Raw genomic sequence first — 21,690 nt, forward strand, 5'->3', positions numbered from 1 at the left:
AACCACGGGTTCTGTCGGTGGGCCGCCCTAGGGTGGGCCGGACCATGAGCCTCCACCTGCACCGCGCCGAACGGGCCGACGTCCTCGTCGGCGCCCTCGGCCGGGTGCTCGCCGTCCCGCTGGCCGACCCGTTCGCCACCGAGGTCGTCTGCGTCCCCACCCCGGGCGTGGAGCGCTGGATCGCACAGCGCCTCGCCCACACCCTCGGTGCCGGTCCCGGGGACGACGGTGTCTGCGCCGGGGTGGACTTCCCCTCCCCCGCCCGCTTCGTGGCGGAGGCGCTCGGCCGCTCCGGCACGGACGACCCGTGGGTCCCGTCGCGCGCCGTGTGGCCGCTGCTCGCCGTCCTCGAGACCGCCGTCGCTGAGCCGTGGGCGGCGGTGCTCGCCGACCACCTCGGCCCGGCCACGGACCTCGGTGACGGAGCAGCCGACGACCCGGAGGACACCCGGCGCTCGCGGCGCTGGAGCACGGCCCGGCGGGTCGCGGGGCTGTTCGCGCGCTACGCCGCCGACCGCCCGGCGATGCTCGAGGACTGGGCCGCCGGCCGCGACCTGGGACCGGACGGGGTACCCCTGGCGTCGGACCGGGCCTGGCAGCCGGAGCTCTGGCGCCGGCTGCGGGACCACATCGGCGGCCCGGACCCCGTGACCCGGCTCCGCCGCGACGTCGAGCGGCTCCGCGACGGCGACCTCTCGGGCTCGGCGAGCGACCTGCCCGAGCGGCTGTCGGTCTTCGGCGCCACGCGTCTCGACCCGCGCCACCTCGACGTGCTGCTGGCCCTCGGCGTCCGCCGCGACGTCCACCTCTGGCTGCCGCACCCGTCACCGGCCGCGTGGGATGCGGTGTCCCGACTGCCGCAGCCCGCAGGTCCGGTGCTCCCGCTGCGCGCGGACGACCCCTCTGCGGACGTCGTCCACCACCCGCTGCTGGCCTACCTCGGCCGCGACCTCCGCGAGCTCCAGGTCCGGCTCGAGGTCGGTGCTGCGAGCGTCGGGGCGACCCTCGTCGACGAGCACCACCCCGCGCTCGACACCGGGCCCGAGACCCTGCTGACCCGCCTGCAGGCCGACGTCGCGGCCGACCGCGCACCGTCGCGCGACCACCTGCTCGCGCCGGACGACCGCAGCGTCCAGGTGCACGCCTGCGCCGGGCCCCACCGCCAGGTCGAGGTCCTGCGCGAGGTGCTGCTGGGCCTGCTCGCCGACGACGAGACCCTCCAGCCTCGTGACGTCGTGGTGATGTGCCCGGACGTCGAGGCGTACGCACCGCTGGTCGCCGCCACCTTCGGCCTCGACAGCGAGGAGGACGGCTCCGGGCGGCCCGAGCACCCCGGCCACCGCCTGCGCGTGCGCCTGGCCGACCGTTCGCTGCGCCAGCTCAACCCGGTCCTCGCCACCGTCGGACGCCTGCTCGACCTCGCCGACGCCCGGGTGACGCTGTCGGCCCTGCTCGACCTCGCGGCGGCGACCCCCGTGGCGACCCGGTTCCGCCTCGGGGAGGACGACCTCGAGCGCCTGCACGAGCTGCTGCCGCAGACGGGCGTGCGCTGGGGGCTCGACGCCGGCCACCGGGCCCGGTTCGGCATGGAGGGCTTCGCGCAGAACACCTGGGCCGCCGGGCTCGACCGGCTGCTGCTCGGGGTCGCGATGGACGAGAGCGACGCCCGCTTCATCGGCACCGTGCTGCCGCTCGACGACGTGGCGTCCGACGACGTCGGGCTCGTCGGACGGCTGGCCGAGCTGCTCAGCCGGGTGCGGGGGCTGAGCGACGCCTGCGCGACCCCGAAGACCCTGCCCGACTGGCTGACGCTGTGCCGCGAGGTCGTCGAGGAGCTCACCGACGTCAAGCCGGCCGACCGCTGGCAGCACGCGCACGCGTACGGCGAGCTCGCCCGGCTGGAGGAGCGCGCGGGCGCGGCCGCCGGGGCCAGCACGCTGTCGTTGACCGAGGTCCGGGCCCTGCTGGCGGACGCGTTCCGCGGCCGGGCGGGCCGGGCGAACTTCCGCACGGGCACGCTGACCGTGGCCAGCCTGCTGCCCATGCGGGCGGTGCCGCACCGGGTCGTCTGCCTGCTCGGCCTGGACGACGGCGCGTTCCCGCGGCGGGTGACCCCGGACGGCGACGACCTGACCGCCGCCGGCCGCCGGGTCGGCGACCCGGACCCGCGCGGCGAGGACAGGCAGCTGTTCCTCGACGCGGTCTGCGCGGCCCGCGAGACCCTGGTCGTCCTCCACTCCGCGGTCGACCCCCGCACCGGGAGCGACCTGCGCCCCGCCGTACCGGTCGAGGCGCTGCTCGAGACGCTCGACGCATCGGCGCGGACGACCGACGGCCGGCCGGTCCGCCAGCACCTGACCGTCCACCACGCGCTGCAGCCGTTCGGGCGAAGGAACTTCGCCGTCGGCGACGGAGCCACCGACGGAGCATCGGACGAGCCGTTCAGCTTCGACCGCGCCGCGCTGCGGGGGGCCCGGGCGCAGCGCGGCCAGCCTCGGCCCGCGCCGACCCCGTACGCCGGGGTGCTGCTCGAGCCGCTGCCCGCCGACCGTTCCGTCGAGCTCACCGAGCTCTACCGCTTCTTCCACCACCCCGTGCGCGCGCTGCTGCGCGCCCGGGCCGGGCTCAGCGACGGCGGGCGCGACGAGGCGGAGGACGAGCAGATCCCCGTCGAGCTGGACGGACTGCAGCGCTGGGCCATCGGTGACCGGATGCTCCAGGCCCACCTGCGCGGGGCCGACCTCGACGCGCTGTCGGCCGCGGAGTGGCGGCGCGGGTCGGTGCCGCCCCGCGAGCTCGGCACCCGGGTGGTCGGCGACCTGCGCACGGAGGTCGGCACGGTGGCCGCCTCTGCGGCCCCGTGGACGGAGCGTCCCGCCGAGCGGGTCGACGTCCTCCTCGACCTCGGGCCGGTCCGGCTGACCGGCAGCGTCGACGGCGTGCGCGGCGATACCGCGGTCCGGGTCCTGTTCTCCCGGCCGTCGGCGAAGCACCGGCTGCAGGCGTGGGTCGAGCTGCTCGCGCTCAGCGCCAGCCGGCCCGAGCGCGAGTGGCGCACCGTCGTCGTCGGGCGCAAGGGCCAGCTCGAGCTCGGGCCGGTGACGCCGGAGTTCGCCCGCCTCGTGCTCACCGACCTCGTCGACCTGCAGGGCGCCGGCCTGCGCACGCTCCTCCCGTTCGCGCCGCTCGCGTCGTACGAGTACGCGCTGCTGGACTCGCGCGACCAGCTGCCCGACGAGCTCAAGCGGGTCGAGGACCAGTGGGGCCGCGACCGCGACCCGCTGTGGGAGCGGGTCCTCGGGGTCGGTGCCGACCTCGACACGCTGATGGCCGAGCCCGCGCGGCCCGGCGAGGGACGTCCGGACCGCGACGGGGAGAGCCGCTTCGCCAGCGTCGCGCGCCGGGTGTTCGTGCCGCTGATCCGGGTGCAGGGCCGATGAGCACCGACACGCTTCGCGCCTCCGCGGCCCCGACCGCCGACGGGCGACGCTGGCCCGCCTTCGACGTCTGCGGACCGCTCCCGGAGGGCACGACCGTGCTCGAGGCGAGCGCCGGGACGGGCAAGACGTACGCGCTCGCGGCGCTGACCGCGCGGTTCGTGGTCGAGGAGCGGGTCCCGCTCCCCCGGCTCCTGCTGATCACGTTCGGACGCATGGCGACCACCGAGCTGCGCACCCGCGTCCGCGACCGGCTGGTCGGGCTCGACCGGGCCCTCGCGCCCGACGCACCCGTGGCGACGGACCCGGTCGACGCGCTGCTGCAGGCGGTCGACCCCGACGAGCGAGCCGTGCGCCGCTCCCTGGTCGTGACCGCGCTGCGTGACTTCGACGAGGCCACCATCGCGACGACGCACGAGTTCTGCCTGCAGGCGCTCGACGGCCTGGGCGTGCTGGGCGACGCGGAGCCGCACGCGACCGTCGTGGACCAGGTCGACGACCTCGTCGACGAGGTGGCCTCCGACACCTACCTGCAGCGCTACGCCGACCGCGGCCGGTCGCCCTGGAAGACGCTCGCCGACGCGCAGGCCGTGGCCCGCGAGGCGTGCCGCTCCGTGGGGGCGCCGCTCGTGCCGGACCCCGACGACGACCCGAGCGCCGCCCGGGGCGACCCGGGCGAGCGGGTGGCGTACGCCCGGACCGTCCGGGCCGAGGTGGAGCGGCGCATGCGGGCGACGCAGACGTTCACCTACGACGACCTGCTCGTCCGGCTCCGGACCAGCCTCACCGACCCCCGCCACGGGGCGGCCGCGGCCGCCCGGCTGCGCGAGCGCTACGAGGTCGTGCTGGTCGACGAGTTCCAGGACACCGACCCGGTGCAGTGGGACATCCTGCGCGCAGCTTTCGCCGGACGTACCCGGATGGTGCTGATCGGCGACCCCAAGCAGGCGATCTACGGCTTCCGCGGCGCCGACGTGCACTGCTACCTCGACGCACGCGATGCCCCGGGGACCACGGTGCAGACGCTGCCGACGAACCACCGCAGCGACCCCTCGCTCGTCGCCGCCTTCGAGCACCTGCTCGGCGGGCTGGCCCTGGGCGAGCGCGACATCGTGGTCGACCCGGTCCGCGCTGCCCATCGGGTCGACCGGCTGAGCGGCGACCCGGGGCTGACGGCTCCCGTCCGGCTGCGGGTGGCCCCGTACGACGCCGACGCCACGAAGCCCGTGAAGGTCGATCCCGTGCGCTACGTCCGCCGGCGCGTCACCCGCGACCTGGTCGCCGACGTCACCCGGCTGCTCGCCTCCGGCACCCGGATCGACCTCGGCGACGGCCCCCGGCGGGTCGACGCCCGCGACGTCGCGGTCCTGGTGCGGACCAACCGGGCGGCGGAGGACGTCCGCGCCGCGCTCGTCGCCGCGCACGTGCCCGCGGTCGTGCGGGCGGACCGGTCCGTCTTCGTGTCCGAGGCCGCGCAGGACTGGGCGACGCTCCTGCTCGCGCTCGACACCCCCACCCAGGCCCACGTGCGCGCCGCCACCCTGACGTGCTTCTTCGGCTGGTCGGTCGTCGAGCTGGCCCGGGCGGACGACGACGCGATGATCGACGTGACGCTGCAGGTCCGCGGCTGGCGGCGGGTCCTCCAGGCGCGGGGTGTTGCCGCGCTCATGGAGTCCGTGACCCGCGACCGCGACGTCGCGGCACGCCTGCTCGGGCACACCGGCGGCGCCCGGCGGCTCACCGACCTGCGCCACCTGGCCGAGCTGCTGCACGACGCGACGACGCGCGACCGTCTCGGGCCGGGAGCGCTGCTCGAGTGGTTCACCGACCGGGTGGCCGACGCGCACCGCGACTCCGGCGTGGAGGGCTCCCGCCGCCTCGACGCGGAGGGCCACCAGGTCACCGTGGTCACGGTCCACCGCAGCAAGGGCCTGCAGTACCCGATCGTCTACCTCCCGGACGCGGGTGACCGCTGGGTGTCGGACGACAAGAAGGGCGCGACCCTGCTGCTGCACCCGGGCGTCCCCGGCGACGCGAGCCGGGCCGGTCTCGTGCTCGACGTCGGCGGGAGCTGGGCCCCGGGACGACCCGACCGCTTCGCCCGCCACCAGGCCGAGGACGCGTCGGAGGACCTGCGCCTCTTCTACGTCGCCCTCACCCGGGCCCAGTGCCAGGTCGTCACCTGGTGGACGCCCTCGTACACCGTGCCGGCCTCGGCGCTGCAGCGGGTGCTTCGCTCCGGGGGCGGGGTGCCCGAGCCGCGCTACGCGCTCGAGCTGGGCGACCCGCGGTCGGGGCGCGACCTCGGTCCGCACGTGCGGGTCGAGCCGCTCGAGGTCGACCGGGAGCCGGCGGAGCTGTCCGTCGGCGACGGGCAGGACGGGCCGCTGCGCGTCCGCACCTTCGACCGGGCGCTGGACCTGGCGTGGCGCCGCACCTCGTACTCCTCCCTGACCGCCGCCGCGCACGGGCTGGACCTCTCCGGGCCCGGGGTCGGCAGCGAGCCCGAGGCCGGCCGCGAGGACGACGAGACGCCCGGCGAGACCGCCGGCACGGAGGTCGACGCCGAGGCGGAGTGGGACGCCGACCGCCCGTCGAGCGCGACGGCCGGGCCGCCCCCCGCGGCCGCCGGCGAGCCGGACCCCTGGGACGCGGTGTCGCCGATGGCGGGCCTGCCCAGCGGCGCCGACTTCGGCACGGCGGTCCATGCCGTGCTCGAGGACCTCGACCCGGGTGCGGGTGACCTGGCCGCGAGCCTGCGCAGCGCGTGCGCTGCCGTCATCGCCCGCACGGGCAGCGCCGGCATGACCGCCGACCAGCTCGCCGAGGGCCTCCTCCCCGTCTGCGGCACCTCGCTCGGACCGTTGGCGGGCGGGCGGACGCTGACGGACGTCCCGCGGGCGGACCGGCTGACCGAGCTCGTCTTCGAGCTGCCCCTGGCCGGCGGGGACGACCCCGTCGCCGCCGACGTCCGGCTCGGCGACGTCGCGCCCCTGCTGCGCCGCCACGTCCCCGACGGCGACCCGCTGGCCCCGTACGCGGACCGCCTGAGCGCGCCCGTGCTCGCGGAACAGCCCCTGCGCGGCTACCTCACCGGCAGCATCGACGCGGTGCTCCGCATCCGTGACACCCCCGACGGGCCCGCCCGCCACCTCGTCGTCGACTACAAGACGAACTGGCTCGGCCGCTTCGACGGCAGCCCGCTGACGCTGCGCGCGTATGCCCCGGCCGCCCTCCCAGAGGCGATGATGGCCGCGCACTACCCGTTGCAGGCGCTGCTCTACGCGGTCGCGCTGCACCGGATGCTGCGCTGGCGCCAGCCGGGCTACGACCCGGACGTGCACCTCGGCGGCGTGCTCTACCTCTTCGTGCGCGGCATGGCGGGGCCAGAGACGCCCGAGGTCGACGGGGTGCCGGCCGGGGTCTTCAGCTGGCGGCCGCCGTCGTCGCTGGTACTGGGCCTGTCCGAGCTGCTGGCCGGGCGTACGGAGGTGGGAGCGTGAGCGTCACGACGAACGAGCGGAACGTCCTGACCGCCGTCCGGGTGCGGTCGCCGCTGCTGGAACGGTTCCACCGGGCGGGGGTGCTCGACCTGGCCGACGTGCACACCGCCGAGGCCCTCGCCCGCATCGGCGGCGAGCGCGACGAGCGGGTGCTGCTCGCGGTCGCCCTGACCGTCCGCGCGCTGCAGAGCGGCTCGGTCTGCCTCGACCTGACCACCGCGACGGCGATCGACCTGCCGGACGACGACGCCCTGCTGCCCGGCGCCGTCCCCCGGCTCGGTCCCGGCACGGCCGCCGCCGCGGAGGCGGCGCCCGAGCTGCCCTGGCCCGAGACGACCGGCTGGATCGACGCCGTCCGCGGCAGCCGCCTGGTGGCCGAGCCCGACGACGTCGGCGCGGCCCGCCCGCTGCGGCTGTCGGGCACGCTGCTCTACCTCGAGCGCTACTGGCAGCAGGAGGAGTCGGTCCGCGAGGCGCTGGAGCAGCGTTCCGCGGCGGCACCGCCCTCGGTCGACGCGGCGGCCCTGACCGCCGACCTCGACCGTCTGTTCCCGCCCGCGGCCGCGCCCGCCGGGACGGCCGACCACCAGCGCGAGGCCGCCGAGGCCAGCGCCCGCCGGTGGGTGACCGTGCTCGCCGGAGGTCCCGGGACCGGGAAGACGACGACCGTGGCCCGGCTCCTCGCTCTGCTGCGGGGCCAGCCGGGGCCTCCGCTCCGGGTCGCGCTCGCCGCGCCGACCGGCAAGGCCGCCGCCCGCCTGCAGGAGGCGGTGACGACCGCGGCCGAGGGGCTGCCCGCCGAGGACCGTGACCGCGTCGGTGCGCTGGAGGCGTCCACGCTGCACCGCCTGCTGGGCTGGCGGCCCGACTCCAAGAGCCGCTTCCGTCACGACGCCAGCAACCCGCTCCCGCACGACGTGGTCGTCGTCGACGAGATGTCGATGGTGTCGCTGACGCTGATGGCCCGGCTGCTGGAGGCCGTCCGCCCGGACGCCCGTCTCGTCCTCGTCGGCGACCCCGACCAGCTGTCGTCGGTCGAGGCCGGCGCGGTGCTCGCCGACATCACCGGACCGGCGCAACGTTCCGTGGTGCGGCTGACGCACAACTGGCGCTTCAAGGGCGGCATCGCCGAGCTCGCGGACGCGATCCGGACCGGCGACGCGGACCGTGCCGTGGAGCTGCTCACGAGCGGCCGGGCCGACGTCACGCTCGCCGACCTGGACGCCGGCGCCGGTCTGACCGCGACCGGCGGTGGCCTCGGGGAGCTGGCCCGCACCCTGCGCACCAGCGCGGCCGCCGCGCTGGCCGCCGCCACCGACGGGGAGATCGGCGCGGCCCTGACCGCGGTCGAGCAGCACCGCCTGCTCTGCGCCCACCGCCGCGGGCCGTACGGGGTCACGCGGTGGAACGTCGAGGCCGAGCACTGGCTCGCCTCCGCCGTCCCGGGCTACGGCGTGGACGGCGACACCTCGCTCGGCCGTCCGCTGCTCGTCACCGCCAACGACCGCGACCTCGACCTGTGGAACGGCGACACCGGCGTGGTCGTGCGGACGCCGGTCGGGATCCGCGCCGCGTTCGCGCGCGCCACCGGCCCGGCGCTCTTCCCACCCGTCCGGCTCGACGCGGTCCAGACGGTCCACGCGATGACCGTGCACAAGGCACAGGGCAGCCAGTTCGCCGCCGTGACCCTCGTGCTGCCGCCGCCCGAGTCGCCGCTGCTGACCCGCGAGCTGCTCTACACCGCCGTCACCCGGGCCACGACCCGCGTGCTGCTGCTCGGCGGCGAGGACGCCGTCCGCGCCGCGGTCGACCGCCCCGCCAACCGGGCCAGCGGCCTGCGGCAGCGGATGGCGTGAGGTGCCCGCGCTCCGACGACCGCCCGGCTACGCCTTCGGCGGGGTGACGTCGGTCGCCGCGGAACGCACCGCGTCGAAGGCCGCGTAGCCCTCGTCCTCGGTCCCGTGGCGCCGCTGCATCGCGCGGCTGTTGAAGACCAGGTTGAGCAGGATCGCGGTGATCGCGCCAGCGGAGATGCCGGAGTTCACCACGATCTGCAGGCCCTCCGGCAGCTGGCCGAAGACGTGCAGCGCCTCGCCCTGGCCGCTGGTGACCGCCACGGTCGGCAGCAGCCCCACGGCCAGCGAGATCGCGATGACCAGGATGTTGGCGTTGTTGAGCTGGACCTTGCCGAGGGTGCGGACGCCGCTCGCCGCGACCATGCCGAACAGGGCGATGCCCGCCCCGCCCAGCACGGCCTGCGGGATGCCCTCGACCACGCCGCCCAGCTTGGGGATGAGCCCGAGGACGATCAGCACCCCGCCCGCGAAGGTGGCGACGTAGCGGGAGCGCACGCCGCTCAGCGACACCAGCCCGACGTTCTGCGCGAACGCGGTGTAGGGGAACGTGTTGAAGACCCCGCCGATCATCGTCGACAGCCCGTCGGCCCGGATGCCGTCGGCGAGCTGGCGGCGCGACAGCGGCTTGTCGACGATCTCGCCGATGGCCAGCATGTCGCCGGTCGTCTCGGTCATGATCACGAGGGCCACGATGATCATGGAGAAGTACGCGGCGAGGAGCCCGACGCTGAAGTCCGGCAGCCCGAAGTGGAACGGCGCCGGGAAGCCGAACCAGCTCTCCTGAGCCGCACCGCTGAAGTCGGCGAAGCCGAAGGGGATGGCGACCAGCGTGCCGATCACCAGCCCGAGCAGGATCGACAGCCGCTGCAGCACCGGCGGGGCGAAGCGCTCCACGGCCAGGATGACGACCAGGGTGAAGAACGCGAGCCCGACGTTCCCGGGTGACCCGTACGAGGGGCTGGCCGATCCCCCGCCCACCCAACCGGCCGCGACGGCGGTGAGCGACACCCCGATGATCAGGATGATCGTGCCGGTGACCAGCGGTGGGAAGAACCGGAGCAGCTGGGAGAAGACCGACGCGACCAGGATCATGAAGAGCCCGGAGATGATCACCGACGCGTAGATCGCGGTCACGCCGTACTGGCTGCCGATGGCGATCATCGGTCCGACGGCGGCGAACGTGCAGCCCTGCATCATCGGCAGCCGCACGCCGAAGCGCCAGAAGCCGACCGACTGGATGATGCTCGCGATGCCGGCGACGAAGAGGTCGGCGCTGATCAGGAAGGGCAGGTCGCCCGGCGACAGCTTGCCGGCCGAGATCATGGCACCGCCGACCACGAGCGGCACGGCGACGGCGCCGGCGTACATGGCGAGGACGTGCTGCAGGCCGAGCGGAGCCAGCCGCGAGAGCGGCGGGACCCGGTCGACGGGGTGGACGTCGTTCGACGGCTCGTCTGTCCGGGTGGCGGTGGCGGTCACGGCAGAAAATTACGAGTGCCGTGTTGCGGCCCGCGCAGCCCCAGGTTGCGAGTCCGTTAAACGCCGCCTGCGTTCACCAGACCGTGCTCACCAGACCGTGCTCACCAGACCGTGCTCACCAGACCGTGGGCTCGGAGCGCCAGGTGGCGATGAGCCGGTGGGCGATGGAGCTCGGCCCGGGCAGCCCGATGGTGCCGGCCTCGAGCTGGGCGGTGAGCTCGTCGCGGGTGAACCAGCCGGCCCAGGCGATCTCGTCGGCGTCGACGCACACCGCGGTCGACGACGCGCGGGCGAAGAAGCCGGTCATCAGCGAGCGCGGGAACGACCAGGGCTGGCTGCCGAAGTAGCGGATCCGGTCGAGCGTGACGTCGACCTCCTCGGCGATCTCGCGGTGGATCGTCTGCTCCAGCGACTCCCCCGCCTCGACGAAGCCGGCCAGGACCGAGACCCGGTGCCCCCAGGACGCCTGGCGTCCGAGCAGGATCCGGTCGTCGACGTCGACGACGGCCACGATGACGGCCGGGTCGGTCCGCGGGAAGTGCTGCTCGTCGCACGCCGCGCAGTGGCGGGCGTAGCCGCCGTCCACGACGCGCGTCTCCCCACCGCAGCGCGGGCACAGCGGTTCCATCTGGTGCCAGCGGATCAGCGCGGTGGCCGCGGCGGCAACGTCACGCTCGACGTCGGACAGCGAGCCGCCGACCTCGCGCAGGCTACGGACCTCGCCGTCGACGACGGCCTGCACCGCGAACACCGGCGCCCCCTCGACGAGGCCGAGGAGGAGGTGCCGCTGGGGGTCGTGGTCCACGAACGGCTTGACCAGCCGCAGCGAGCCGTCGGCCAGGACGGTGAAGCTGGCCTCGGCGTCGAGCTTGAGCAGCCGGGCGTCCGGAGAGCGCCAGAGCTGGGCGACCCACTCCGCGGAACGCCGGTGGTGACCGACCCGGTCGAGCGAGCTGGCGACGGACCACGCCACCCCGCTGAGCTCGTCGGACCAAGCGGGTGGGGCCTCGGGGATCACCGGTCCGAGATTACTGGGTCCGCGCTGCCGGGTCTGGTGCGTCCGCCCGGTCCGGCTCGAGCAGCCGCTCGAGCTCGGTCCGGCCCGCCAGCCGCCGCGGGACGACGACGGTGTCGTCGCGCACGTGCACGAAGACCGCGGCGACCTCGTCCACCCCGACCCCGGTGGCCTCGGCCCAGGCCAGGCGGTAGATCGCCAGCTGGAGCGGGTCCCCGCTGTCGGCGCGTCCCGTCTTCCAGTCCACGACCAGGAACTTCGTCCCCGGCGGCACCTCGACCGGGAAGCCCGCGCCCTCGTCGGCCGCGTACACCGCGTCGATCCGTCCGCGCACCAGCCGGCCGGCGAGCGCGAGCGAGACGGGCGCCTCGACCGCGTACGGGACCCGCGAGGCGAAGCGCCCCCGCGTGAAGGCGTCGCAGACCGCGCGCAGATCGGCCTCGTCGGGGCCGTCCGCGTCCGCGCGGTCGGCGAGGTCGTCGGGGTCGACGAGCGCCTGCTGGCCGAGCCCGCCGTGCGTCAGCCGCTCCCCGAACCACTGCTCCACGAACGTGTGGAAGCGGGTGCCCGACCGCGCCGACCGCGACGGGGCCGTCGGCATGGGGCGGGCGAGCGACGCGGCGAACGCGTCCGGGTCGGCCCGCAGCCGGAGCAGCGCGGTCGCGGCCAGGCTCGCGGGCAGCTCGACCGTCCGGTCCCCGGAACGTGACTCCCGGGCCTCGCGCAGCAGCCGGTCGAGGTCGGCGTCCCAGGCCGCGACCTCGCCCTCCAGGTCGAGCATGAGCGGGGCCGAGCCCGTCTCCGCGTACGCGCCCGTCTCGGCGAACCGCGCCCGTGCCGCCTCGACCGACGCCGCCGCCTCCTGGCGTCGCGCCAGGGCGTCGGGGTCGAGCGGCTGCGGCCACGGCGTCGGGGCGGCGTCGGTGACCAGCGGGTTGTCCTTGCCCGGCGCCTCGGCCGTGGCCAGCACCCGGTCCTGCCGCTCGGCCTCGGCGGCGATCGCGCGCAGGTACGACGACGCGACACGGGGGCGGACCAGGTCGGGACGCCACCAGTGGCCGCTGCCGACCAGCACCGCGCGCGCGCGGGTGACGGCGACGTACGCGAGCCGGTCCTCCGAGAGCAGCTGCTGCGCCTTGAGGGCGGCCTTGTAGTCGGTGATGGCCGCGTTGCTCGTGTCCATCAGCTGCGGGATCGAGCCCGCGTCGCCGCGCAGGTCGGCCGGCAGGGCGGCGGCCGCGCTGACCCAGTTGTCGCTGACCCGCTCGCTCGGGAACACGCCCTCGACCAGCCCGGGCAGGAAGACCATCTCCCACTCCAGGCCCTTGGCCTTGTGGATGGTGAGCAGCTTGACCGCCTCGCGGTCCGACGGGACGGCCTGCTCCAGGCCGGTGCCCGAGTCGAGCTCGGCCTGCAGCCAGGCCAGGAGCCCGGACAGCGACGCGTCCCCGTCGACGTCGACGTAGTCGGCGACAGCGTCCAGGAACGCGCCGAGCTGGTCGCGGCGGTTGGTCCGCTCCAGCTCGGGGGTGGCGACGAGCTCGACGTCGAGGCCGAGGGTCGTCACGACCCGCCGGGTGAGGTCGAGCACCGGCTCGTCAGGGTGGCGGCGCAGGTTGGCCAGCTCGCTCGCGACGCGGGTGAAGCGGCGCCGGGCGGGGAGCGAGTACGGCGCGTCGCCCGGGTCCTCGAGGGCGTCGAGCAGGCTCACGACCTCGGTCGGGTCGAGGTCGGCGACCGCGTCGACGAGGGCCGACCGCACCTGGGCGGGGTCGGGGACCTGACTGCCGACCGCCCGGTCGGAGGTCGCCCCGGGGTGGTCGTCACGACCGAGGGCGGCCCGCGCCAGCTCGCGGGCCCGACGCCCCAGCAGGGCGAGGTCGCGGGGCCCGAGCCGCCAGCGCGACCCCGTCAGGAGCCGGACGAGGTCGGGGTTGGCCGTCACGTCGTCGACGAGCCGGAGCGTGGCGGTGACGTCCATGACCTCGGGCAGGCCGAGCAGCCCGCCGAGCCCGACGATCTCGACGGGGACCTCGCGCGACGTCAGCTCGGCGTAGAGCGGGCCGATGTCGGCGTTGCGGCGCGTCAGGACCGCGATGTCGGCCCAGTGCTCGACGGTTCCCCGCCGGCGGGCCTCGACGATCCGGTCGGCCACCCAGGTGACCTCCTCGGGCCACGAGGTGAACGTGGCCGACGCGACCTCGGCGGGCGCCGTCCCGGGCGGGGCCTGGAGCAGCCCGAGGCCGCTGGCGACGTCGTCCGACTCCTGCGCCGACACCCCGGCCGTCGCCTGACCGGCCCGCAGGGGGCGGCTGAGCACGTTGGCGACGTCGAGGATGGTCGGTCCGCTGCGGCGGTTGACCGTCAGCGCGTAGCGCTCCGCCGGGTGGCCGTCGGTCCGGCGGAACGTGTCCGCGAACGTCGTGATGTTGCTGGCCGCCGCCCCCCGCCAGCCGTAGATCGCCTGGAACGGGTCGCCCACGGCGGTGACCGCGTGCCCGAGCCCGTCCTCGGGGGCGAAGCCCGAGAACAGCCCGCGCAGCATCCCCGCCTGGGCGGCGGACGTGTCCTGGTACTCGTCGAGGAGCACGACCCGGAACGCCGACCGCAGGTCGGTGCCGACCTGCGGCACCTCGGTGGCCAGCCGGGCGGCGATGGCCATCTGGTCGGCGAACTCGACGACGCCGAGCCGGGTCTTCAGCGCCTGGTAGTCGCGCACGAGGCTGGCCAGCTCGAGCCGCTCCTGCACGGCGATCCGGGCCTTCTTGACGTCGACGTAGACGTTGCCGCGGTTGTTGAGCGGCGCCGAGTCCCACCCGATCAGCAGGTCGCGGGCGTGCGCGTCGAGGGCGTCGACGCTCACCAGGTGCGAGGTGAGGTCGGCGTCGAGCTTGAGGACCCGCTCGGTCACGCTCGCCGGGCGCAGCCGCGACAGGAACTCGAACGGGCCGGCCGCCGCGGCCACCACGCGGGCCGCGAGGCGGAACCGGGTGGCTCCGCTGACCATCGTCGGGTCGGCCTCGTAGCCCAGCCGCAGCCCGTGCTCCGACACCAGCCGGGCGGCGAAGGCGTCGTACGTCATGACCACCTGCTCGCCCGACTCGTCGACGGACCGGTCGTCCACGACCCCGGCGGCGACCAGAGCGGTCCGCACGCGGGTGGAGAGCTCGGCGGCGGCCTTGCGGGTGAAGGTGAGGCCGAGCACCTCCTCCGGGCGCACCCGGCCGGTGCCGACCAGCCACACCACGCGGGCCGCCATCACGGTCGTCTTGCCCGACCCGGCACCGGCGATGATGACGCCCGGCTCGAGCGGTGCGGTGATGGCCGCGAGCTGCTGGGCGGAGAACGGCAGGCCCAGCGCCTCGACCAGGTCGGCCGGCGTCCGCAGCCGGGGCGTGCCCGGCACCGGGGTGAGCGCACGGACGCTCATGCGACCACCTGCCGGCCGACGGCCTGCGTCGGGCAGCTGGCCTTGAACGCGCACCAGCGGCACGCCGGACCCACCCGCGCGTCGAAGCGCTCGGCCGCGATCAGCTCGGCCGCGTCACGGAGCCGCTGGTGCACCCACGTCGCGCAGCCCTCCGCCTCCGGGTCGGGCCCGTCACCCTCCGAACCGGCCCGGAGCGGGAACGGCACATCGTCCAGCGACGCCTGGGTGAAGACCTGCGGGAAGCCCGTCTGCTTCTCGGGCAGGCGCAGGTAGACCAGCTCCGCCCCCGACGGTCGCGCGCCCGGCCCGGCCACGTCGGCGAAGGCGCCCTGCGCGACCGCGAGCTGGTAGACGCCGAGCTGGTCCTGCACGGCGACGTCGGCCGCGGCGGGAGCCGTACGCCCCGTCTTGAAGTCGACGATCCGGACCCGGCCGTCACGCTCGCGCTCGACCCGGTCGGCCGTGCCGGTGAGCAGGACACGGCGCCCGCCCGCGTCGACCTCGCAGCGGAACGGGACCTCCGTGCCCAGCAGCTCGAGGTGGCCGCGCGCCTCCTGCCAGACGACGAAGCGGTCGAGCGCGTCCTCCGCCTCGGCCCGCTCGACCGCGGAGAGCCAGTTGGCGTCGAAGGCGATCTGGTCCCAGACGCTCTCGAGGTAGGCGGAACGTTGCTCGGGCTCCAGCGGGACGCCCGCGCTGTGCTGGGCCAGGACGTGGACGACCGAGCCGAAGCTGGCGGCGCTGTTGCGGGTGGTGCCCGCGCTGGCCTGCCGGTTGAGGAACCACTGCCGCGGGCAGGCGAGCACGTCGCCCAGCTGGCTGCCCGACATCGCGACGGGCTTGCGGGGGTCGACGACGGGCGTGCCGGCCTCGCTGAGGGCGCGCATCCCCCACCAGGTCGTCGGCGACGCGGCGGGGACGAGCGGCCGCCCCTCGGCGTCGGCCGCGTCGGCGAGCCGGGCCAGGCGCAGCGTCGCCTGGTCGCGCAGCTCGGGGGTCGCGTCGGGGTCGACGCTCGTCCGCCGCAGCTCGCCCACGAGCGCGGCGAGGGTCAGCGGCCGGCGCGGGCGGCCCGGCCGGGGCGTGGCGGGCACGCCGAGCTCGTCGAGGAAGCGCGACGGCTGGTCGCCCTCCCCCTCCGTCCCGGCGACGGCGGTGACGACCAGGCGCGAGCGCGCGCGGGTGCAGGCGACGTAGAAGAGGCGACGTTCCTCGGCGACCCGGACCGCGGTCGGCACGGGCTCGGCCAGGCCGTGCCGACCGAGCCGGTCGGCGTCGAGGAGCGACCCGCGCCGCCGGACGTCGGGCCAGCGGCCCTCCTGCACGCTCGCCACGACGACGAGGTCCCACTCCAGGCCCTTGGACCGGTGGGCGGTGAGGACCCGGACGCCGGTCCCGCGCAGGTCGGCCTCGCGCCAGGTGTCGGCGGGGATCTGCTGCCCCTCGACCTCGGCGAGGAAGCCCGAGACGCCGCGGAGCCCGGAGATCTCCTCGGAGCGGGCGGCCACGTCGAACAGGGCGCAGACCGCGTCGAGGTCGCGGTCGGCCCGCCTGGAGGACTCGCCGCCGCCGGCCGCCACGCGTTGGAGGGTGTCGGGCCAGTCCGTGCCCGACCACAGGCTCCACAGGGCCTCCTCGGCCGTGCCGCCGGACCGGACGATCCCCGCGCAGGTCCGCAGCAGCGCGGCGAGCCGGACCGCCGCGTCGACCGCTGGACCGGGCGCGCAGGCCTCGAGCAGGTCGGGGTCGTGCAGCGCGGCGGCCAGCAGCTCGGGCGAGGGCCGGGGCATGTCCAGCCCGCCGAGCTCGGCCCGCTCGGCCGCCCGCAGCGCACGGCCCAGCAGCCGCGTCGCCATCGAGTCGAGCCCGCCGAGCGGCGAGCTCAGCAGCAGCTGCGCCTCCTCCGGCCCGGCCTGCCGGCCCCCGGTGGCCACGCGCAGGGCGAGCAGCAGGGGGCGTACGGCGGGGTCGGCGGCGAGCGGGATCTCGTCGCCGGCCACCTCGACCGGCACCCCGGCCGCGACCAGGGCCCGGGTCAGCGCCGGGATGGTCTGGCGCCCGGAACGGACGAGCACCGCCATCTGGCTCCAGGCCAGGCCGTCGCGCAGGTGCGCGGTCCGGAGCAGGTCGGCGACGTGCTCGGCCTCGGCGCCCGGGCTGCTGCAGGTGATGACCTCGACGCGGCCCCGCGGCGCGGAACCGTCTGGCGTCGGGTTGCGGAACGCCTCGAAGACGTCGCGCGGCAGGGCCGGCGGGACGGGCAGGCGGCGAGCGACGTTCCGGCTGACGGCCAGCAGGGCCGGGCCGAAGCGGCGGGCCGTGCCCAGGGCCAGGACCGGCGCGGGCTCCCCCGCCGCGGTGCGGAACCGGCGCGGGAAGTCGAGGATGCCGCGGGCCTCTGCGCCCCGGAACGCGTAGATCGACTGGTCCGGGTCGCCCACGGCGACGACGTCGCGCCCGTCGCCCGCCAGGGCCTGCAGCAGGCTGACCTGGGCCGGGTCGGTGTCCTGGTACTCGTCCACGAACACAGCACCGATCTCGCTGCGCAGCGTCGCGACGACCTCCGGGTCGGCGAGCAGGATGCGGCTGCGGTGGACGAGCTCGCCGTAGTCGAGCACCCCCTCGGCGTCGAGGACGTCCAGGTACTCCTCGAAGAACTGCCCGACGCGCACCCAGTCCTCGCGCCCGGCCGCCTCGCCGGCCTCGAGCACGTCGACCGGGTCCATCCCGAGCTGGCGCGCCTTGGCCAGGACCGACCGGACCTGCCCGGCGAAGGCGCGGGTCTCGAAGGCGTCGGCCAACGACGTCGGCCACGCGTCGTGCCCCACCTCCTCGCTGCCCTGCAGGACCTCGCGCACCCGGAAGTCCTGCTCCGGCCCGGTCAGCAGCCGCACGCCCGACCCGTACGCCGCCCCCGGCCCGCTGCCCGACTCCGGCACGGGGCCGGCGAGGCCCAGCCGGTCGGCGAAGCGGCGCACCAGCGCGTAGCAGAACGCGTGGAACGTCATCGCCGCCGGCGTCACCACGGTCTTGCCCAGGCGGCCGGCGATCCGGGTGCGCAGGTCGGCGGCCGCCCGCCGCGAGAAGGTCAGGACCAGCACCGAGTCCGGGGCCGCACCGCGGCGGTCGATCCGGTCGACCACCGACTCCACGAGCGTCGTCGTCTTGCCGGTCCCCGGCCCGGCGAGCACCAGGAGCGGGCCGCCGGCGTGGGCGACCACCGCGGCCTGCGCGTCGTCGAGGTCGGGAGCGGCGCTGAGGGCCTCGGGGGTCAGGGCGAGTCGGTACATGGCGGAGACCATTCGAGCACGGGCCTCCGACAGAACCGCCTCGACCGAGCCCCGGGACCCCCGGGCCGACGACGGGTCAGGCGAACAGGGCCGCCGCCTGGGCGTAGAAGGCGGCGGGGTCCTGGGCGACGCCCGCCTTGGTCATCCGGCTCCAGTCGTCGACCAGCACCTCGACCTGACCGGCCTCGAGCCCGTCGAGGGCCGCCCGCACGACCTCGGCCGGGTCGAGCAGCGGACCGTCGTAGCCCGCCATCATGTCGGTGTCGGCGCCGCCGAGGTAGAGGCCGAGCACCTGGGTGCCCTGCTCCGCGAGCTCGACCCGTGTCCCGTCGGTCAAGCTCCACTCGGCCGCCTTGCTCGCCGAGTAGGACGTGGCCCCGAGGAAGGAGAAGAACGACAGGGCCGAGAGGACGTTGACGATCGCGCCACCACGGTGGGCGGCGAGGACGTCGGCGAACGCACGGGTGACCGCCAGCGTGCCGAAGAAGTTCGTCTCCATCTCCCGCCGCACCTCGGCCTGGTCGCCGCGCACCAGGTTCTGCCCGGCCGAGACACCGGCGTTGTTGACCAGCAGGGTGACGTCGGGCGCGGCCCGCACCGCGGCGTCGATGCTGGCCTGGTCCAGGAGGTCGAGCGCGAGGACCTCGACCCCCGCCACGGTGACGGCGTCCGGGTTGCGCGCCGCCGCGTAGACCTTGGCGGCACCCCGCTCGAGCAGCTGGGCGGCGAAGTGGGCCCCGAGTCCGCGGTTGGCCCCCGTGACGAGCGCGACCGATCCGGCGATCTTCATGTGTGTGCTTCCTCGCGTCGTGTGCGCGCCGCGTGCCGGCGCTAGGCTCGAACGCTAAGACCTGACACTGACGTCAGGGGCAACTCTTGAGAGCGGAGTCACACGTGCGGATCGGCGACCTCGCCCGGCAGACCGGCGTCAGCGTCCGCTCGCTGCGCTACTACGAGGAGCAGGGCCTGCTCACCTCGGTCCGGACCACGACCGGGCAGCGGACGTACGCCGAGGACGCGGTCGCCCGCGTCCGGCTGCTGCGCCAGCTCTACAACGCGGGCCTGACCAGCACGACGATCGCGACCGTGCTGCCCTGCGTCGACCACCCCTCGAAGGAGTCGACCCGGGAGACGATCGCGGTGATGGAGCAGGAGCACGAGCGTCTCGACCGGCAGGTGGCCGACCTCGTCAGCACCCGTGACCAGCTGGCCTACCTGATCGCCTCCGCCAGCGCGTGCGTGACCTCGGAGGCGGAGGCCGAGGTCCAGGACCGTACGACCCTGGTCGCCGCCGGTCGCTGAGGCCGCGGCCCCAGGGCTGATGTCCGGGCGGCTCCCGCCGGGCAGTCTCGAGGAGTCGTCCTGACGCCCCTCGAGGAGATCACCCTGTGCCTGGTTCGTTCGTCGTCGCCGTCCACGCGGGCCCCGTCCTGGTGCCCCTGCTGGTCGGCGTGGTCGTCGTCTGGCTGCTCGCGCTCGGCCACCGGCGCACGCTGACCGCGGGTCGCGCGCTGACCGTGCTGGTCGTGACGGCGTACGCGGTCGGCGTCCTGGCCGTGACGTTCTTCCCCTGGCAGATCCCCTTCGGCACCTCCGACCACGTCACCCTCGGGACGGGCGCGCCGACCTTCGGCCGCGAGGTCGCGCTGCGCAGCCTGCTGAACGTGGTCCCGCTCGTCACCCTCGACGCACCCACGTTCGTGCTCAACATCGTCATGACGCTCCCGCTGGGCGCGCTGCTGCCGCTGGTCCTGCGAGTCCGGTCCGTGCCCGCGGTCGCGCTGGTCGGGCTGGCGGTCAGCACCACGATCGAGGGCGGTCAGGGCGTCGGGGACGTCCTGCTCGGCATGAGCCGCACGGTCGACGTCAACGACCTGATCGCCAACGTCACCGGCACCGTGCTGGGGCTGCTCTGCTTCCGTCTCGTCGCGGCGGTCGTCGGACCGCTGCTCGTGCCCTTCGCCCTGCCGGGTAGCGCGGTAGCCGGACCGGGACCGGCTCAGGACGGGGCGGGCTGGCTCGTCGACGACCCGGCGGAGACGGCGTACGGGTCGGTGGCGCCGAGATCCGGGCTGGTCGGGGCGGGCGCGACCAGCTCCCCTCTCGGCGGGGCGAGCACGGCGACGACGCCCGCGGCAAGCAGGGCCGTGCCGAACACGAGGTCGCCGAGCTCGGCGTACGGGTCGAGGTAGATCGTCGTGCTGCCGTCGCGAACCAGGGCCGCGAAGGCGAGCACGGACATGGTGGTCACCGAGTTGGCGAGGACGAGCAGCACCCGGGTCGGGCGGGCGAAGCGGCGGCTCTCGCCGTTGGCCCAGGACGAGCCGGTGAACAGGTCCCACACCAGGCCGAACAGGACCAGCGCGGCGCCGGAGAAGCCGAGCACCGCGCCGACGGGGTCGGAGACGAAGTCGCGGCTGGAGAACAGGGCGCAGAGCGTCAGGGCGCCGGCGAGGCCGAGCGCGCGCGGACGGTCCAGCCGGCGTCGGAGGAGCTGGACGACGCCGGCGACGACCACCACCGTCGTCGCCACGAGGTTCAGCACGTCGGGGTCGACCCCGGCCCGGGCCTGCGGGCCCTGCACGAGCGTCCGGGCCAGCATCAGGAGCATCACGCCGACGGTGCCGAGCACCAGCGCCCGGGTGGCCCGGCCGCGGCGGGCGGCCCGGAACGCCAGCAGCACCACCCCGAGACCGACGACCGCGCGGATGGGGTCGACGAGCCGGCCGACGATCGCGCCCAGGTCGACGTCGGAGCCGAGGAGGGTGCCGCTCGGGTCGAGCGCGGCGGCCAGGGGCAGGACGCCCACCGCGAGCTGCACCGGCAGGATCACGAGGACCAGCGCGGCCCCGATGGGGAGCCCGACCGCCGTCAGCTCGTCCCCCAGACCGTCCACCGCGACGCCCGCGCCCCGCCGTTGCGCCACCCGTACCAGCGCGACGCCCACCGCCGCCAGCAGCCCGACGAGCACGAGCGACGGGACGACGACGTCCCAGCCCTGCGTGACCGGGTCGCGGGTGGCCAGCTGGAACGCCACCTGCACCGCCCGCACGAGCACCACGACCCCGAGGACCGCGTACGGGACCCAGTGCCGGGCGAGGCGCTGGGCCTGCCCGGTCGCGGCGACCGTCAGCCGCAGGCAGACCTCGGCGGCGGCCGCCCCGGCGACCATCGCGGTCGGCAGCACGAGGTAGCCGAGGACCAGGGCGAGGTACTGGAGGAAGAGCGGCACCTGGTCCGACCCGAAGGCGATCGAGTAGCGGTTCTGCACGATCCCGATGACCAGGCAGGCGGCGCAGAGGGCCCAGACGGCCCCGAGCTCCCACCAGGCGAACGGGCGGCGGGAGCGGACGAGCACGAGCACGACGAGACCGGCGAGCAGGAGCAGCACCAGCAGCGGCAACCAGAGCGACCCGCTCGTCCCCGGGGTGCGCAGGCTCCAGGCGGCGAGCGCGGCGAGCACGACCAGGAGCGCGAGCAGCCGCAGCCACCACGGCGCGCGGAGCCCGGCGGTCAGCAGCAGGCTGAGGCCGAAGGAGAAGAGGGTGACCAGCATCCAGACGGCGGGGCCGGGCAGCCCGATGCCTCCGGTGCCGACGGGGTCGAGGACGGACGTGCGCCGGATCGCGCCGGACGTCACGACGAGGACGCCCGCGAGGGCGAAGGCGAGGTAGGCCACC

Annotated in this window: 10 protein-coding genes; 5 read left to right on the forward strand and 5 right to left on the reverse strand. The window is 75.6% G+C overall.

Annotated features, from left to right (window positions below; all coding sequences use genetic code 11):
• Window positions 1-44 precede the first annotated feature (44 nt).
• Genes recC through recD form a run of 3 tightly spaced genes read left to right on the forward strand, consistent with a single transcriptional unit; the run spans window position 45 to window position 8,796 of the window.
• Window positions 45-3,440, forward strand: coding sequence for an exodeoxyribonuclease V subunit gamma (gene recC, locus FHX39_RS12660; protein ID WP_183338939.1), 3,396 nt, complete (start codon window positions 45-47; stop codon window positions 3,438-3,440).
• A complete protein-coding gene (locus FHX39_RS21790) occupies window positions 3,437-6,940 on the forward strand; it encodes a UvrD-helicase domain-containing protein (RefSeq protein WP_183338940.1) in 3,504 nt (1,167 codons plus the stop codon). Before recC ends, FHX39_RS21790 begins: the two co-directional genes overlap by 4 nt.
• Window positions 6,937-8,796 carry an exodeoxyribonuclease V subunit alpha gene (gene recD / locus FHX39_RS12670; RefSeq protein WP_332836811.1) on the forward strand — a complete coding sequence of 620 codons (1,860 nt, stop codon included), beginning with the start codon at window positions 6,937-6,939 and terminating at the stop codon, window positions 8,794-8,796. The genes FHX39_RS21790 and recD overlap by 4 nt, the downstream gene beginning before the upstream one ends.
• Window positions 8,797-8,823: 27 nt before the next feature.
• Here the strand turns inward: recD and FHX39_RS12675 are convergent, their stop codons facing one another.
• The 5 genes from FHX39_RS12675 to FHX39_RS12695 form a co-directional block, all read right to left on the reverse strand.
• Window positions 8,824-10,275, reverse strand: a complete 1,452-nt coding sequence (locus FHX39_RS12675) for a nucleobase:cation symporter-2 family protein (protein ID WP_332836812.1) — start codon at window positions 10,273-10,275, stop codon at window positions 8,824-8,826.
• A 115-nt stretch (window positions 10,276-10,390) separates the two neighbouring features.
• Window positions 10,391-11,293 (reverse strand): NAD(+) diphosphatase, encoded by a 903-nt coding sequence (gene nudC / locus FHX39_RS12680; protein WP_183338942.1) that lies wholly within the window; start codon window positions 11,291-11,293, stop codon window positions 10,391-10,393.
• A gap of 10 nt (window positions 11,294-11,303) precedes the next feature.
• Window positions 11,304-14,720, reverse strand: coding sequence for an ATP-dependent DNA helicase (locus FHX39_RS12685; RefSeq protein ID WP_183338945.1), 3,417 nt, complete (start codon window positions 14,718-14,720; stop codon window positions 11,304-11,306).
• On the reverse strand, window positions 14,717-18,010 hold the full coding sequence (locus FHX39_RS12690) for an ATP-dependent helicase (protein WP_183338947.1): 3,294 nt from the start codon (window positions 18,008-18,010) through the stop codon (window positions 14,717-14,719). The genes FHX39_RS12685 and FHX39_RS12690 overlap by 4 nt, the downstream gene beginning before the upstream one ends.
• Window positions 18,011-18,086: 76 nt before the next feature.
• Complete coding sequence (locus tag FHX39_RS12695; protein WP_183338949.1) at window positions 18,087-18,800, reverse strand: SDR family oxidoreductase; 714 nt, start codon at window positions 18,798-18,800, stop codon at window positions 18,087-18,089.
• A gap of 86 nt (window positions 18,801-18,886) precedes the next feature.
• Between FHX39_RS12695 and FHX39_RS12700 the strand changes: the two genes are divergently transcribed.
• Entirely contained in the window at window positions 18,887-19,312 is a 426-nt protein-coding gene (locus tag FHX39_RS12700; RefSeq protein WP_198423382.1) for a MerR family transcriptional regulator, read from the forward strand.
• 86 nt (window positions 19,313-19,398) lie between these two features.
• Complete coding sequence (locus tag FHX39_RS12705) at window positions 19,399-20,202, forward strand: VanZ family protein (protein ID WP_183338951.1); 804 nt, start codon at window positions 19,399-19,401, stop codon at window positions 20,200-20,202.
• Window positions 20,203-21,690: the final 1,488 nt, after the last annotated feature.

The organism is Microlunatus antarcticus, assembly GCF_014193425.1.
GTDB lineage: Bacteria > Actinomycetota > Actinomycetes > Propionibacteriales > Propionibacteriaceae > Microlunatus > Microlunatus antarcticus.